This window comes from Mucilaginibacter straminoryzae, assembly GCF_022953055.1.
Lineage (GTDB): Bacteria > Bacteroidota > Bacteroidia > Sphingobacteriales > Sphingobacteriaceae > Mucilaginibacter > Mucilaginibacter straminoryzae.
This window is the reverse complement of sequence record NZ_JALJEJ010000005.1, coordinates 218,928-234,513: the sequence shown is the minus strand read 5'-3', so window position 1 is coordinate 234,513 and position 15,586 is coordinate 218,928. Positions and strand designations below refer to the sequence as shown.

Sequence of the window (15,586 nt, the reverse complement as noted above, 5' to 3'; positions counted from 1 at the left end):
ATCTCAACTAAGCATTACTTTTTGTTCTGTGAAGATTGCTGTGTAGCCGTATTCTGGATCTGGATCAACCCGTTATAGCTATCAGCAACTACGTATGCACTTTCTTCCACATCGTCGCAAGTATATAACTGGCGTGGGCGACGGCCTGCAGGAGCGCCTTGTGTTCTGGTACCGGCATTTTTAGCCTGCAGCATTTTTTGGATAATACGGCCTTCTTCGGCTTTCATTTCCTGCTGGCGTTGTGCATCTTTTGAGTAATCCCAGTAAGGTACACCATCTACATAGGTTTTTTCTGCAACGGCGTAAATAGAAAGCGGGTTAGCAGACCAAACTACTAAGTCGGCGTCTTTACCTGGTTTCAAGCTGCCTACTTTATTATCAATGTGCAGCATTTTAGCCGGGTTCAGCGTCACCATTTTCAAAGCATCTTCCTGGCTCATTTTACCATAGGTTACAGATTTACCTGCTTCCTGGTTCAGGCGGCGGGCCATCTCGGCATCATCAGAGTTGATAGCCACGTTCACACCTTCCTGGCTCATCAGGTTGGCATTGTAAGGAATAGCATCCTGCACTTCCATTTTGTAAGCCCACCAGTCAGAGAAAGTAGAACCGTTGATCTTGTGCTTAGCCATCTTGTCGGCTACTTTATAGCCTTCCAGAATGTGGGTAAAGGTGTTCACCTTAAAGCCCATCGAGTCTGCCACGTGGATCAGCATGTTAATTTCAGACTGCACGTAAGAGTGACAGGTGATATGACGGGTATCGTCCAGAATTTCAGCAAGGGCTTCTAGTTCCAGATCGCGGCGAACGTTGTTTCCTTTTACCGCACGTGCAGCTTTGTACTCTTTAGCACGGGTAAAGGCGTCTACATAAACCTGCTCTACACCCATACGTGTTTGCGGGAAGCGTTGAGCCGTAGCGCCAAATTGCTGCGGAACGTTACTTTGTTTTACGTTTTCACCCAGGGCGAATTTGATAAACTGCGGTGCATTCTCAAACTTGATCTGTTCCGGCGTTAAGCCCCAGCGGTGTTTCATGATATAAGTTTGACCGCCGATAGCGTTTGCAGAACCGTGCAGGATGTGCGAAGTAGTTACACCACCAGCTAACTGGCGGTAGATATTTACATCAGTAGCATCCAGTACATCGCCGATGCGAACTTCAGAAGTAACAGATTGTGTACCCTCATTAACACCACCGGTAACGGCAATGTGCGAGTGCTCGTCGATGATCCCGGCAGAGATGTGTTTACCGGTAGCATCAATCACTTTGGCATTACCCGCAGACAGGTTTTTACCCACTGCCTTGATCTTGCCATTTTCGATCAGTACATCTGCATTTTGCAGGATACCTTCTTTTTCGTTGGTCCAAACGGTCGCATTTTTAAATAATACGTTTTCTGCCTTCGGAACTTCGGTGTAACCAAAAGCTGCGAAAGGATAAACTACCGGACCAACCGGGCCACCTGCACGTGGCGTTGCGCCAGGGGCAGCACCATTACCTGCTCCGCGACCGGCAAACGGACCGCCGCCGGCAGGGGCAGCGCCACTGTAAGTAGCAGTCCAGCGGAATTCAGACCCGTTGGTGATGGCGCCGTTACCGGTTAATGTTACCGGGGTGGCAGCAACCAGGTAACCGCTTAAACGTACGGTACCGTATGATTTACCTTGCAGGTTAAAGTACATGCTTACGTTATCGCCGCTGCGGGTAATTGTTCCGGTAGCATAAGCGCTATCTGCACCGCTGATGCGTAAAGCAGCATTATAAGCAGTAGGTGTACCGCTGATAGTTAAGGTAGCATTTTTCAACACGTCGCTGTTAACAGCGTAAGTACCGCGCAGGTCTACCACGTTCATTTTGTTTGCCACGAACTGACGGCCTTCTACCCAGGTTTCGTAAATTACGTTCTCTGGTTTGAACAGGTTATCAGATGTGATAATGAAGTTGGCCAGTTTGCCTTTGCTTAAAGTACCTACTTTATCGCTAACTCCCAACAATTGGGCAGGCGTAACGGTCAGGGCTTTTAACGCACCGGTTTCAGTTAAACCATTGGTGATGGCACTGCGAAGGTTAGTCCAGAAATCGCGTGCATTGGATAAGCCGTAAGAGGATATGGCGAAAGTAATGCCTGCTTTTTCTAATGCAGCCGGGTTAGTTGGCGCCAGTTCCCAATCTTTCAATTGCTCGTAGCTGATGTTCTTGGCGTCGATCGGATCCTCAACATCATAAGGAGCAGGAAAAGTAAGCGGAACAATAAAGCTGCTACCGGTAGCTTTAACGGCTGCAATGTTCTGGTATTCTTTACCATCTGTTTTCAGGATGTATTGCTTGCCGAACTCCTTGGCAATTTTATCTGCACGAAGGATGCTTTGCAGGTCGCTCACCTCAAACATCTGAGGTAAAGATTGGGTGCGGTTGAATTCAGCCAAAGAGATGTTATACTCTTTATTTTGGGTTTTGTACCACTGGGCGTCCAGGTAGGTCTGGCGGATCAGCGCGATGGTACCCATCAGTGAAGAAGGGTAATTGGTAGCAGCAGTGCCTTTGCTGAAAGAGTAGTGCGCCGCAGCCTGATCATCGATCATTACCTCATTGTCGCGCTCATCACCTAAAGAAACTACCGCAGAAGTACCGCGGGCAATACCGTCATGCACTAAAGTTTGTACGGCGGTAAAACCGTTTTTCTTCAGATCCTGCGCAGCAGTTGGGTTGGCGTGGAAAATGTTTTTGGCGTTTACATCCGGGCGGATGGCTTCGTTCCAGCCATAGGCGCCTGGTTTGGTAGATACCGGGGTAAACGTACGCCCGAAACCACCAAAGGCAGGGAATGCACTGCGCGGCGCTTCAGGCATGCCATAGGTGCTGTAAGCATCAATCAACCCCGGATAAATATATTTCCCTTTCAGATCTACCGTTACGTAACCCTTAGGTACGGCTACGCCGGTGCCAACTGCTTCTATCACCCGGTCTTTAACCAGCAGGGTGGCGTTGGAAATTGTCTGCTCCGGACTAACCACTATAGTAGCGTTAGTGAAAGCATACTGCCCCGGCCGTACATCCCATGCACCGTTTACAGGAAAGGTTTCCTGCGCACGGCTAAGCTGTACAACCAAAAGGGCAAAGCAAAAAAGTAAAAGTTTTTTCATTTTGCGTTTAATTAAGTTTAATTGTTCTAAAATATTTAACATTTCCATTAAACAGGTATCATATCGGCAACATCATACATTTGTTACACGTACTTAAGCCTGCACGAAAACTTTTAAATATTGTATCTTGGCGAAAAATTTCATTGGTATGAATGCTTATAATATAGTTAAATATCTGCACTCGGGCTTTCGCTTTGTAGTGATAATACTGTTGGTACTGGCCATTCTGCAATCACTATCCGGCTGGTTAGGCAGAAGAAGGTACACCGAAGGTAACCGCAAGCTCAACCTGTTTGCCATGATCTCTGCACACACACAGTTGCTGATCGGCCTGATCCTGTATTTCCTTAGCCCATTTGTGCAGTTTAACAGCAGTACCATGAAAACGCCGTTAACCCGTTTCTGGACAATGGAGCATATTACCATGATGATCATCGCCCTGGTGCTGATCACCATTGGCCACAGCCGTTCTAAAAAGCTGAATGCACCGGAAGCCAAACATAAGTCGATAGCTATATTTTATATCATCGCTATGATCTTAATCATATTAGCGATCGTATTAAGCCCGGATCATCGTCCATTTTTCGGAATTACAGCATAAAAATTTTTTTCAGGAACTATTTGAGTTTTCAAATATCTTTTTAATTTTGTTCCTCAACACTCATGATCAATTCATCACTTATAACCAAGAGCTGGTGGCACAAAGTAAAATTTGATGCCGGAAGAGATTATTGATTGGACTTTACTAAACAATTGTAAACCTGATACTAACCCGGCACTCCCTGCCGGGTTTTTTATTTTTATATACTTTGCAAATGAAAAAATATAAGTTAAACACCACACAAAAAAAGCTACTGGCCGATACCACTACCCCGGTAAGCATTTTTTTGCGTTTGCGCGATGTTTTTCCCAACTCACTGCTGCTCGAAAGTTCTGATTATCACAGCCGCGATAATAGTACCAGCTATGTATGCTGCGACCCTATTGCTGGTTTTGTATTGAATGATGGCCGTTTGAAGCAGAGCTTTCCGGATGGAACCTCTACCATTGCCGAACCCGGCACCTTTGACCTGGTAAGCGAAATAGACCGCTTTACCAAACAATTTGAAGCCGATGCCAACCCCGCTAAAATCATCGCCAATGGCTTATTTGGTTATTTTACTCATGAAGCCGTTGAGCATTACGAGACCATTAAGCTGAAGAAGGTGGAGGACGACTACCGTAAGATACCGGTGATGCAGTATCATATCTACAGGTACATCATCGCGATAGACCACTTTAAAAACGAGCTTTATATTTTCCAGAACCAACCCGAAGGTGCGGATGGCAGCGAGGGACTGGAAAAGATTGAATACCTGATCAAGAATAAAAACTTCCCCGAATATCATTTCCAAAGCAGTGACGCAGAGCAATCCAACCTAACGGATGAAGGATTCATACAATTGGTAGAGAAGGTAAAGCAGCATATCTTCCGTGGGGATGTCTTCCAGATTGTACCGTCAAGGGCTTTCTCTAAGAAATTCACGGGCGACGAGTTTAACGTTTACCGCGCGCTGCGTTCGATCAATCCATCACCTTATTTATTCTACTTCGATTATGGCGACTTCCGTATTTTCGGTTCTTCGCCAGAGGCGCAGATCACCATTAAAAATCGTGTAGCCAGTATTTATCCTATTGCCGGTACTTTTAAACGAACTGGTGATGATGAGAAAGACGCCGCATTGGCACGCAGCCTGGAGAACGACCCGAAAGAATCCGCAGAGCACGTGATGCTGGTGGACCTGGCCCGCAACGACCTGAGCCGACACTGCACCAATGTGGAAGTTAACGCATTTAAGCAGGTGCAATATTACTCGCACCTGATTCACCTGGTATCGCATGTGAGCGGCAAACTCCGGCCGGATGTTTCTTCGTTCAAAATCGTGGCAGATACATTCCCGGCGGGTACACTCAGTGGCGCACCAAAATACCGCGCCATGGAGATCATCGACGAAAATGAAAACCTGAAACGCAGCTTCTACAGCGGGGCCATTGGTTATTTAGGTTTTAACGGAGATTTTAACCATGCCATCATGATCCGTTCTTTTCTGAGCAAGAATAACACCCTGCATTACCAGGCAGGTGCAGGTATTGTAGCCGATTCTGTACCAGAAAGCGAATTAAATGAAGTGAATAACAAAATAGCTGCGCTAAGAAGAGCGTTGGAATTAGCAGAGGAGTTATAAACCTCTCCCTAACCCTCTCCTGAAGGAGAGGGGGCTTAAAGGATGTGCGATTCTTTCCCTTTTGGAAGGAGGGTTGGAATGGGTATTAATTTTGACCCTTCCCTAAGGAGGGAATTAAAAATTTATTAAAATGGAAACTACAGATATTAAAGCAGCAAGCAATCCCCCTTCAGGGGGCAAGGGGGTAAAGATTTTAATCATAGATAATTACGATTCTTTCACCTACAACCTGGTGCATTTGGTTAACGAGTTGGGCCTGGAATGCGAGGTTTGGCGTAACGACCAGTTTAAGCTGGAAGATGTCGCCGGGTTCGATAAGATCATCCTTTCGCCAGGGCCGGGCATCCCGTCTGAGGCAGGCCTGTTGCTGGATGTAATTAAACAATATGCGGCTGAAAAAAGTATTTTTGGCGTGTGCCTTGGTCAGCAGGCTATTGCAGAGGCTTTCGGCGGAAAACTGCATAATTTAAGTCGCCCGATGCACGGCATTGCGACGCCGGTAAAGGTAACAGATGGTAAAGAGCTGCTCTTTACAGATCTTCCTGAGCAGATTAACGTGGGCCGCTACCACTCGTGGGTGGTAAGTAATGAGGGCCTGCCCGAGGAACTGGTAGTAACGGCGATCGACGAAAAAGACCAATCGATCATGGCCTTGCGCCACCGCGAATACGATGTCCGTGGCGTGCAGTTTCACCCGGAATCTGTATTAACGGAATACGGCAAAGAGATGCTGAGCAACTGGCTGAAGAATTAAAACCTGTAATACGTCATTGCGATCCGCCCCTGGCGGAGAAGCAATCTCGTAGTATAAGCTTACGTACAGATTCTTCACTTCGTTCAGAATGACAAAAACAAGAGCACATGACCATACTTGATAAAATAGTTGAACAGAAAAAAACCGAGGTTGAGGCCGGCAAAGCGCGGTTCTCTTATACCTTTCTGGAAGAGTCGGAATATTTTACCCGGCAGCCGCATTCTTTAAAGGAATTTTTACTGAATCCGGAACGTACCGGTATTATCGCAGAATTTAAACGGAAATCACCTTCTAAAGGTATCATCAATGATCAGGTAAGTGTAGAAGAAGTAACCAAAGCGTACAATGCTTCCGGTGCATCGGCTATTTCTGTACTTACCGACCGTAATTTCTTTATGGGCCGCAAGCTGGACCTCACCCGTGCCCGTAATGCGAATACCGATGTTCCCTTGCTGAGGAAAGATTTTATTATTGACGAATACCAGATCATAGAAGCGAAAGCAGTAGGTGCAGATATCATCCTGCTCATCGCCGCCATCTTGACGCCGGAACAGATCAAGGCATTTTCCGCATTGGCAAAAAGCATTGGTTTAAGTGTTTTACTGGAAGTACACAACCTGGAAGAACTGCAGCGCAGTATGGACCCTAACGTGGAGGTGATCGGTGTAAATAACCGTAACCTGGCCGATTTTACAGTATCTGTAGAGACTTCGTTTGCGCTGGCAGAACATATCCCTTCTGATTTCTTAAAGATCTCTGAGAGCGCCATCAGCAATACCAACGTGATTAAAAAGCTGAGAAGTGCAGGCTTTAACGGCTTCCTGATCGGGGAGAACTTTATGCGGCAGGAAGACCCGGGCAAGGCAATGGCAGAATTTGTTGCCGAACTGCGCGGGAATTAAATTTCCTATAAAGGGAAACTGAACTTACCCATTAGCACGGCCGGATTACTGCTAATAGCAAGCGGTTCTCCGGCTATGGCTTCATTCCCCAATAGCGCAAAAAGAATGGCCTCTTTTGCATCTGGATTAATGCCGATGGCCTCGGTGTCTTGTATTTGAACAGTTGGCAGGTGTTCGCTCAGATGCTGCATCACCACCGGGTTTCGCGCGCCGCCACCGCTTACGAAAACTTGATCGACTTTATTTTGAAGACTTTCCCTTAGAAAATCCACTATGACTTTTGCTGTAAATGCAGTAAGGGTCGCCACAAGGTCTTCTGGTGCGATTGCTATAGTGGCCGAATTTCTTTGCGCTTCGGCTACATAGGCTAAGCTGAATAATTCAGGTCCGGTGGTTTTGGGTAAGGCTTCTTCAAAAAACGGGTGATCCATCAGCGCCTGCAACAGCTCGCTGTTTACCTTGCCACTGGATGCAATCAATGCATCTTCATCGTAGGGTTTATTGAAATACTTCCTGCAAGCAGCATCAATGAGCGTATTTCCCGGGCCAATGTCTGTACAGATCACCTGTCCACCGTCACCCGGTAGATAAGTAATGTTGGCAATGCCGCCAATGTTTAATAACAACCTGTTTTCACCCGTTTTACTTCCCAGGATTACATCGCCGTACAGGGCCAGCGGCGCGCCTTCGCCACCCGCAGCTATTTGTTTTTGCCTGAAATCGCTGATGGTTAAAATACCGGTCTTCACTGCAATATGGTCTCCATCGCCAATTTGCAAAGTTGCATCGGGGTAGCCGGGTAACTGATGTAACCTTCGCGGAGCGTGATAGATGGTCTGCCCGTGGCTGGCAATAAAATCTACCTTTTCAACTTGAACACGCCATTGCTTTAACGCGGATAGGATCATTTCTGCATGTAAACTGCCAATCTTCGCATTCAGCAAGCAGAGCTTCTGCAAATCTACTTGCTTCTGTGCAAATACGCTCAGTACGTCCTGTTTAAAATCCTGCTCGTATGCAATGGTGGTGAAATGGAGCAACTCGAAAGTGGTGTTCAACCCCGTCCCGTTAAAACGGCAAAGGGCGATATCCAAACCATCGAGCGAGGTGCCCGACATTAGTCCGATACCCAAGCGGCTTTCTTTTTCCGCCATATTAAACAGCTGTTGCAGGTTCCTGTTCATCGGGCCAAATTATCACTTATCGCTAAAGGCACAAACATTTTCGTTCGAATTAGTTTTGATAGCATCATTCTATTTGCCTAACTTCCGCTTCGAACAAAACACCATACCCTTCCTGATATGACATCTGCAATTCCAGCCAAACAACGGCTGTTATCCTTAGATTTTTTTCGAGGCTTTACCGTAGCCTCCATGATCCTGGTGAATGATCCCGGCGATTGGGGACATATTTACGAACCGCTTGAACATGCCAAGTGGAACGGCTGTACCTTTACCGATCTTATTTTTCCATCATTCCTGTTCATGGTGGGTATTTCCATTGTGTATGCAATGGAAAGTAAAAAGACAGATCCGGCTAATCATAGTAAAATTATCTGGCATGCCTTAAGGCGTATGGTTACCCTGATCCTGATCTCGTGGGGCATTCAGTTCTTCTACCATCCTTCGCTGGAACATATCCACACGCTGCGCTTTCCGGGCGTATTACAGCGCATAGCCGTGGTATATTTTATCTGTACCATTCTTTATCTTAAAACCAGCGCCAACACCCGTAAATGGATCTTCGCACTAGCCCTGATTGGCTATTGGGTACTGATGTGCTTTGTTCCCGTTCCGGATGGTCACCCAGCTAATTTAGAGCCTGAAACCAATTTTGGGGCATGGGTAGACCGCGCTGTTTTCGGTACCAACCACTTATGGAGCCAGTCTAAAACCTGGGATCCGGAAGGTTTACTTGGCACTATACCTGCTTTGGGCACCTGCCTGTTCGGTATTTTCATCGGCACTTTAATTAAAAAGACAGATACAGATAACCAGACCAAAACAGCCTGGCTATTTACTTATGGGGTAATTGCCATTATTTTAGGACTAGTTTGGGGACTGTTCTTCCCCATCAATAAATCACTTTGGACCAGCTCTTACGTGCTTTACGCGGGCGGTATTTCTACCCTCGGCCTTACGCTTTCTTACTGGTTTATGGATGTGCAGGGCTACAAAAAAGGGGTATGGCCTTTCCTGGTGTTTGGTATGAATGCCATTACCGGGTTTATCCTGGCAGGGCTGGTACCGGGTATCATTAACCTGTTTAAGGTAAACTACCAGGGTAAAGAAATGGGGGCTGCGGGATACTTTTATAAAACGGCGATACAACCTTTCTTTTCGCCCAATACGGCATCCGTAATAGATGCGTTTTTATGGGTATTGTTAATCTGGATACTGATGTATCCGCTATATGCTAAAAAGATTATTATCAAAGTATAACTAAAATCTTAAGACTGTTTTTTTAGCATATATTTGGGCATCAAAATCCTAAAGGATAAATCTTATATGATCCCCTACAAAAAACCTTTATTTGCCGCGTTAGCGCTTGTCGCAGCGGCTAATTTTGCCTTTGCACAAACCCCAAAAAAGCCGCAGGTATCGCCAAAAGAAAGGCCGATGCTTGCAGCTCAGATCAAAGGCGAAGCCATTCCTATTGATCCGGCTGTTAAAATTGGCAAACTGCCTAACGGCCTAACCTATTACATCCGCAAAAATGTGGAGCCGAAGAACCGCGCGGTACTTTACCTGGTTAACAAGGCAGGTTCGGTTTTAGAAAGCGACGACCAGCAGGGTCTGGCCCACTTTACCGAGCACATGGCTTTTAACGGTACGCGTGATTTCCCTAAGAACAAGCTGATTGATTATCTGCAGAAATCTGGTGTGAAATTCGGCGCCGACTTGAATGCATATACTTCATTTGATGAAACTGTTTACCAGCTTCCGCTACCTACAGATAGCGCTAAGGTGCTGGAAAAAGGTATTGCTATTTTAGCGAACTGGGCCGGCTACATCACTTTTGATACTGATGAGATTAACAGCGAGCGAGGCGTAATCCTGGAAGAGGACCGCCAGCGCGGGAAAAATGCCCAGCAGCGTTTACAGCAGCAATGGTTGCCCGTGGTGATGAACAATTCGCGCTATTCACAACGCCTGCCTATCGGTAAAACAGAGATCCTGAAAAATTTCAAGCCGGAAACCATTAAAAGTTTCTACCACGATTGGTACCGTCCGGATCTGCAGGCTGTAGTAGCGGTTGGTGATTTCGATCCGGCTAAGATAGAAGAACTGATCAAGCAAGATTTTTCTGCGCTGAAAAACCCGGCCAAAGAACGCCCGCGTACCAAATACAGCGTGCCTTATGCAGCAGGTACCAAAGTAAAAATTGCTACGGATAAGGAATTCCCTTACACCATGGCGCAAATTTTTATCAAACACCCGTCTGTTGATGATAACACCACCAGCGGTTACCTGCGCGATATGCGTACCCAGCTATTTAACCAGATGCTGAATGCGCGGATAAGCGAATTAACGCAAAAGGCAGATCCGCCCTTCCTTTTCGGGCAGGTAAATTATGGCAACTTCATCGGCAAGCAGGATGCACTGACCGAAGTGGCCGTGGCAAAAACTGCCGATCAGCTAAAGCTGGCCATCGATGCCGTATTGGCCGAAACAGAACGCGCCCGTAAATTCGGCTTTACCGAAAGCGAATTTGCCCGCGCTAAGCAAGCCACCATGACCGCCATGGAAAACAGCTACAAAGAGCGCGACAAAACCCGTTCTGATCGTTTTGTGGGCGAATACCAACGCAACTTCCTGGATAACGAACCTATCCCGGGTATTGAATGGGAATATAAATTCTACCAGGACAACCTGGATAAGATCAAGTTATCTGACATAAACGCATTAGCTGGCCAGTTCATCAGTGATCAGAACCGCGATGTGGTTATCCTTGCCCCGGAGAAAGAAAAAAGCAAACTGCCAAGCGAAAGCACCTTGCTGGGCTGGATCAATAGCGCCGGCAAAGGTGTAAGCGCTTATGTAGATAATGTAAGCAAAGAACCCCTGCTGGCCACGCCGCCTACAGGCAGTAAGATCACCGCAGAACAGAAGAATGCCAACCTTGGTACCACTACGCTTACCCTGGCCAACGGGGTGAAGGTAATTTTAAAGCCTACCGACTTTAAGAACGATCAGATCCTGATCCGCGGTTATAGCTTTGGCGGTACTTCCCTTGCACCGGATGCCGATTTCATTTCTGATAACATGGCCGATAACATCGTTTCCAGCAGCGGTATCGGTAAATTCACCCAGATACAGCTGGATAAAATGATGACTGGTAAAAACGTAAGCATCTCGCCGTATATCAACGAAACTACAGAAGGCATCGGCGGCAGTGCTTCGCCGAAGGATTTTGAAACCGCCTTACAGTTAATCTACCTGTACTTTACCCAACCGCGTAAAGATGCAGACATCTGGCAGTCGAACATTACCCAAACCAGGTCTATGCTGGCCAACCGCAGCCTTGATCCGCAGAGCGTTTTTGCAGATACCGTTGCCGCTACCCTGGGTAACCATAACCCACGCCGTATGCCGCTTACCTTAGCGCAGCTAAACAGCGCTAACCTGGATAAGGCTTATGCTTTCTACAAAGACCGTTTTGCTGATGCCAGCGACTTTACCTTTACACTGGTGGGTAGTTTTAGCGTAGACGAGGTTAAACCTTTGTTAGAGAAATACCTGGGCGGCTTGCCTTCAACCGGCCGTAAAGAAAGCTACAAAGACCTGGGTATCCGGGCGCCAAAAGGCCAGATCACCAAAACAGTTTACAAAGGTATCGGCGATAAAAGTATCGTGCAGCTGGTGTTCAGCGGCGATTACGATTATAACGAAGCCAACAACCTGCAGCTTGAAGGTTTGCAGGAAGTGCTGAACATTAAGATGATCGAACGTCTGCGCGAGAAAGAAGGCGGCGTTTACTCGCCATCCATCCGTTCGGCTTACAGCAAAATCCCGGTTGGCCGTTATAACATCACCATCAGCTTTAGCTGCGCACCGGCTAATGTGGATAAGCTGATCAACGCTGCTTTGGACGAGATCAACAAGATCAAACAAAACGGCGCCGAAAAGGACGACATAGAGAAATTTGTTGCCGAAGAAAAACGCCAGGTGGAAGTTCAGCTGAAAGAGAACGGCTTCTGGGCCTCTTATCTTTCAAGCTCTGACGAAACCAAGAGCGATCCGGAACGCATCCTGACCTATATCGACAAGCTGAACCAGGTGACCGTGCCTTCTACCAAAGAGGCTGCCAACAAGTACCTGAGCGGCACCAACCTGATCAAATTGATCCTTTACCCCGAAAAAAACAGCCAGGCTACTAAATAAACCCTGAACGTTTTGAAATAGTGGAAAGAGGCGCAGCAATGTGCCTCTTTTTTGTTTCGCTCAGTTGGTGCTATTGCTGCTGGTTGCGAACTCTCCCCAAACTGCCCAGGGGAGGGACTTTAAAGCCCTTCCGTCGGCTGACGGAGAAGTATCGTCTTCAACTTACTTAACGAAGAAGATTCCCTCGTTGCTATCTGAATGAAACTAAGGCGCCGCCTTGAAAGGTCTTGTCAATGCTGTTAAATAACAAAGGCCCCTGTCGGGGCCCCTATCTTGTTATTTAGTTAAAATATTAGCTCTTCCACTTTTCAGCCATTTTAAGCGCTTTCTGAAATTGCTTTTCCTTTTCTTCATCCCAATATTCATCATCCCTATCGTAATCGCCCATGTCTATATCTTCTTCATCCAAATCGTCCTCAGTTGCAACAGTTGGCGCGCGTTTGACCACTGTCTTTCTTGATCCGCCCGGTAAAGCAAGTTCTAACTCGCCCGAGTTAACAGCTTCTAATTCGCGCTCCCGTTGAACTTTTAATTTATTTATTTTTAACTCGCTAGCCTTGTCATATATAAAATGTGAAAGTATTTTAGGTAATACTCCCCATAATAGAATCACCCTTATAAACCACCAAAAACCTCCTATTCTACTGGTAAAAATATTGTTGTGTTGGAGGACATATTGCGGTGGGTTTGGGTAGAGAAAATAATGAAAATACCAGGCAATGCTAAGTAAACCACCAATTGCTACAGACCACTTATAAATTTTCTTTTTTGAGGGCTTTGCTGAGGAATCAATTATCTTTTCGCCGATGACATTGCCGCTTGCGCCATCCATGCAGACATTATATTCATAATCCTCTGCGTAATGGTTATTGATCATCCAAAAAGGTAAGTAGATTTTGCCGGCAGAAGTAATTTTGTAATCAGCATCTATCGCAATTTCCTTTTCGTCAGGTTTTTCCAATCCGCCTAAAAGCTTTGCCCGAATTCTTCTAATTACATTTCTTTCTCCAAAGGTTTCCCAAGACTGATCGCTTGTCATTAAGAATTCTTTGGCAGATGCCTGCTTTAAAACGGACTTATCTGCAGCAACAACTTCGGTTTCGTTAACAACATGGCCTTCAAGCATGTCTACTACCGGGTGATCAATGTCTCCGCTGGCATTGTAAACCTCGCCGAAGCGTTCGTAGTATTCGTTATAAAAACCTTGTGGTGGTAAGTATTGGGATACATAACTGTTATTGGCTAAACCAACTGTTGTAAAGGGTTCATTGATGGTTCCTTCTGCAATTTTTTTTCTGTCGGCGGGAAGAATTTTCCCAACAATGCTATCGGCTACTTTACTTTTTTGATACGCTGTGTATTTGCCTGTGCATGTGCCTTTAAAGTAATAAACCGGTACATAGCATTGCTCAAAATTACCAAATTCTGTACCGGACAGGATATTTCCAGGAACATAATCGCCTGATACTATCCATTTTAAAATTTCCTTTCTGGCCTTGTATCTATCTATTTTAAATGGGATTAAGCCAGTTTCCTGCTCAATTTCACCCTTTTTATTAAGCGGTTTGTACTCACTGCCGCAATACTCACATTTTTGATTATTGGTATTGGGGTTAAATGCTAGTTCTCCACCACAGTTCGTGCATCTGTTAGCTGTTGCCTTTGCCATACTACTGTTGTTTATATTTGTTCCAAAAGCTTTGCTTTCTTCTGCTCGAATTCAGCTTGTGTAAGTATACCTAAATCAAGCAACCCTTTGAGTTCCTTTAGTTTTTCAATAGCCGATTCGCCGGAAGGGACTGGCTGAGGCTGCACGGTCTGTCCAGACATTGAAGCCATAGCCTGCTGCACCATCTGAGGCATCATAAAACCCATACCGAGTCCCAATCCCGAACTCATGGCCTGCCCACCTGTACCATTAGGGTTTTGAGCAGAATCTTCTATAGACATCGCCATTTTATATTTCATGAACTCATCCATGTTGCCGACAGCCGACATGCGTGATCGCTCGTCAACCATTTTCTGAACTTCGTCTGGAACGGAAATGGAATTTACGTAGAAATCGTGCAATGAAACACCTATCTTTTCGAAATCATCCTTAATAGCTAGCTTTGTTGCTTCACCAATTTCCTGAAAGGATACAGGCATTTCCAGTACCGTTTTTATCGTAGCACCAATAATCGTAGTTAGTTTAGAAACAATAATGTTCTTGAGGTAATCCGCGATATTTTCGTCGCGGTACAAACCCATAGTTCCAACAATTTCATTGACAAACTTCCTGGAATCGGTGATTTGTATAGAACTGATGCCAAAAGAACGCAGCCTAACCATCTTTAATTCGCTATCTCTAAATAATATGGGTTCAGCCGTTCCCCATTTTAGGTTGGTAAAAAGCTTTTTATTAACAAAGTATACCTCTGCCCGGAAAGGTGAATTAGGTCCATATGCAAAGCTGGTTACCCATTTACCAATGCCCGGAATATTCTTTGTTTCCAGTAGATGACGGCCAGTAGTAAAAATATCCACAATTTGCCCATCCCTGAAGAACACTGCCTCCTGGGATTCTCGTACTGTAAGCTGCGCTCCCCATTTAATTTCAGCAGGTCCATTGTCAGGTAATCTTTTTACCATTACGCTGCCCGAGTCGTCCAAAAACTCCAGCACTTCCATTAATGCAGCCATATTGTGATAATTTATAGATGAATTTTAATTTTTTAAACTTACATAAATGTAAAACAAATTAACATACTAAAGAAAATTTTAGAATAGACAGGCATGGGGTTAGGCCTGCGCTTAAAAAAAGAGCATGTTATACAGAAGCCCTTGAAGTATGGTACGAGGGCCTTAAGCATCCATATTGTACCGGACAGAGAAACGGACGGACGGGTTTTTAGAAGCAAGAGCCAGGAACCAAGACTAAAAAAGGTTGTCATTGTGATCCGCGATCCCATTAACCTCCCTGGAGGGGGCGCGTAGATAGTGCGATAGCAGGGGTGGGTCTTTTTTCTCTGATTAACCCCTCCCTAACCCTCGCAAGGGTGGGAGCAGCGTCATTGCGATCCGCCGACAGGCGGAGAAGCAAACCCCAAGCGGCCCTTCTACAGTTTCAGATTGCTTCGGTCTTCCCAATAACTCCCGTACAGATGCTTCCCGAAACTGGTTCGGGACAGGTCAC

The 15,586-nt window shown here is 45.8% G+C and carries 10 protein-coding genes; 6 read left to right on the top strand and 4 right to left on the bottom strand.

Translation table 11 applies throughout. From position 1 onward, the window contains the following. Positions 1–14 precede the first annotated feature (14 nt). Positions 15–3,146, bottom strand: coding sequence for an amidohydrolase family protein (locus tag MUY27_RS12925; RefSeq protein ID WP_245130450.1), 3,132 nt, complete (start codon positions 3,144–3,146; stop codon positions 15–17). 127 nt (positions 3,147–3,273) lie between these two features. Between MUY27_RS12925 and MUY27_RS12920 the strand changes: the two genes are divergently transcribed. The 4 genes from MUY27_RS12920 (at position 3,274) to trpC (ending at position 7,027) form a co-directional block, all read left to right on the top strand. Continuing rightward, complete coding sequence (locus MUY27_RS12920; RefSeq protein ID WP_245130449.1) at positions 3,274–3,747, top strand: cytochrome B; 474 nt, start codon at positions 3,274–3,276, stop codon at positions 3,745–3,747. Between the two features lie 214 nt (positions 3,748–3,961). Next, positions 3,962–5,371, top strand: a complete 1,410-nt coding sequence (locus MUY27_RS12915; RefSeq protein WP_245130448.1) for an anthranilate synthase component I family protein — start codon at positions 3,962–3,964, stop codon at positions 5,369–5,371. Positions 5,372–5,501: 130 nt separating this feature from the next. Next, a complete protein-coding gene (locus MUY27_RS12910) occupies positions 5,502–6,125 on the top strand; it encodes an anthranilate synthase component II (protein ID WP_245130447.1) in 624 nt (207 codons plus the stop codon). Positions 6,126–6,232: 107 nt separating this feature from the next. Continuing rightward, positions 6,233–7,027 (top strand): indole-3-glycerol phosphate synthase TrpC, encoded by a 795-nt coding sequence (gene trpC / locus MUY27_RS12905; protein ID WP_245130446.1) that lies wholly within the window; start codon positions 6,233–6,235, stop codon positions 7,025–7,027. Between the two features lie 5 nt (positions 7,028–7,032). On the opposite strand, the gene MUY27_RS12900 is transcribed toward trpC, so the two are convergent. Further along, positions 7,033–8,211: an anhydro-N-acetylmuramic acid kinase gene (locus MUY27_RS12900; RefSeq protein WP_245130445.1), complete on the bottom strand. Its 1,179-nt coding sequence runs from the start codon at positions 8,209–8,211 to the stop codon at positions 7,033–7,035. A 117-nt stretch (positions 8,212–8,328) separates the two neighbouring features. On the opposite strand from MUY27_RS12900, the gene MUY27_RS12895 reads away from it, so the two are divergent. Both MUY27_RS12895 and MUY27_RS12890 read left to right on the top strand, forming a co-directional pair. Then, entirely contained in the window at positions 8,329–9,468 is a 1,140-nt protein-coding gene (locus MUY27_RS12895; RefSeq protein WP_245130444.1) for an acyltransferase family protein, read from the top strand. Positions 9,469–9,534: 66 nt separating this feature from the next. After that, positions 9,535–12,411 carry a M16 family metallopeptidase gene (locus MUY27_RS12890; RefSeq protein ID WP_245130443.1) on the top strand — a complete coding sequence of 959 codons (2,877 nt, stop codon included), beginning with the start codon at positions 9,535–9,537 and terminating at the stop codon, positions 12,409–12,411. A 292-nt stretch (positions 12,412–12,703) separates the two neighbouring features. Here the strand turns inward: MUY27_RS12890 and MUY27_RS12885 are convergent, their stop codons facing one another. Both MUY27_RS12885 and MUY27_RS12880 read right to left on the bottom strand, forming a co-directional pair. Next, positions 12,704–14,080 (bottom strand): TFIIB-type zinc ribbon-containing protein, encoded by a 1,377-nt coding sequence (locus tag MUY27_RS12885; protein ID WP_245130442.1) that lies wholly within the window; start codon positions 14,078–14,080, stop codon positions 12,704–12,706. Positions 14,081–14,091: 11 nt separating this feature from the next. After that, entirely contained in the window at positions 14,092–15,093 is a 1,002-nt protein-coding gene (locus tag MUY27_RS12880; RefSeq protein ID WP_245130441.1) for an SPFH domain-containing protein, read from the bottom strand. Between the last annotated feature and the right edge of the window lie 493 nt (positions 15,094–15,586).

Coding starts and splice junctions, on each gene's coding strand:
- MUY27_RS12890 (WP_245130443.1), top strand. CDS start 9,535: ATGATCCCCTACAAAAAACCTTTATTTGCCGCGTTAGCGCTTGTCGCA.
- MUY27_RS12885 (WP_245130442.1), bottom strand. CDS start 14,080: ATGGCAAAGGCAACAGCTAACAGATGCACGAACTGTGGTGGAGAACTA.
- MUY27_RS12915 (WP_245130448.1), top strand. CDS start 3,962: ATGAAAAAATATAAGTTAAACACCACACAAAAAAAGCTACTGGCCGAT.
- trpC (WP_245130446.1), top strand. CDS start 6,233: ATGACCATACTTGATAAAATAGTTGAACAGAAAAAAACCGAGGTTGAG.
- MUY27_RS12925 (WP_245130450.1), bottom strand. CDS start 3,146: ATGAAAAAACTTTTACTTTTTTGCTTTGCCCTTTTGGTTGTACAGCTT.
- MUY27_RS12895 (WP_245130444.1), top strand. CDS start 8,329: ATGACATCTGCAATTCCAGCCAAACAACGGCTGTTATCCTTAGATTTT.
- MUY27_RS12910 (WP_245130447.1), top strand. CDS start 5,502: ATGGAAACTACAGATATTAAAGCAGCAAGCAATCCCCCTTCAGGGGGC.
- MUY27_RS12880 (WP_245130441.1), bottom strand. CDS start 15,093: ATGGCTGCATTAATGGAAGTGCTGGAGTTTTTGGACGACTCGGGCAGC.
- MUY27_RS12900 (WP_245130445.1), bottom strand. CDS start 8,211: ATGAACAGGAACCTGCAACAGCTGTTTAATATGGCGGAAAAAGAAAGC.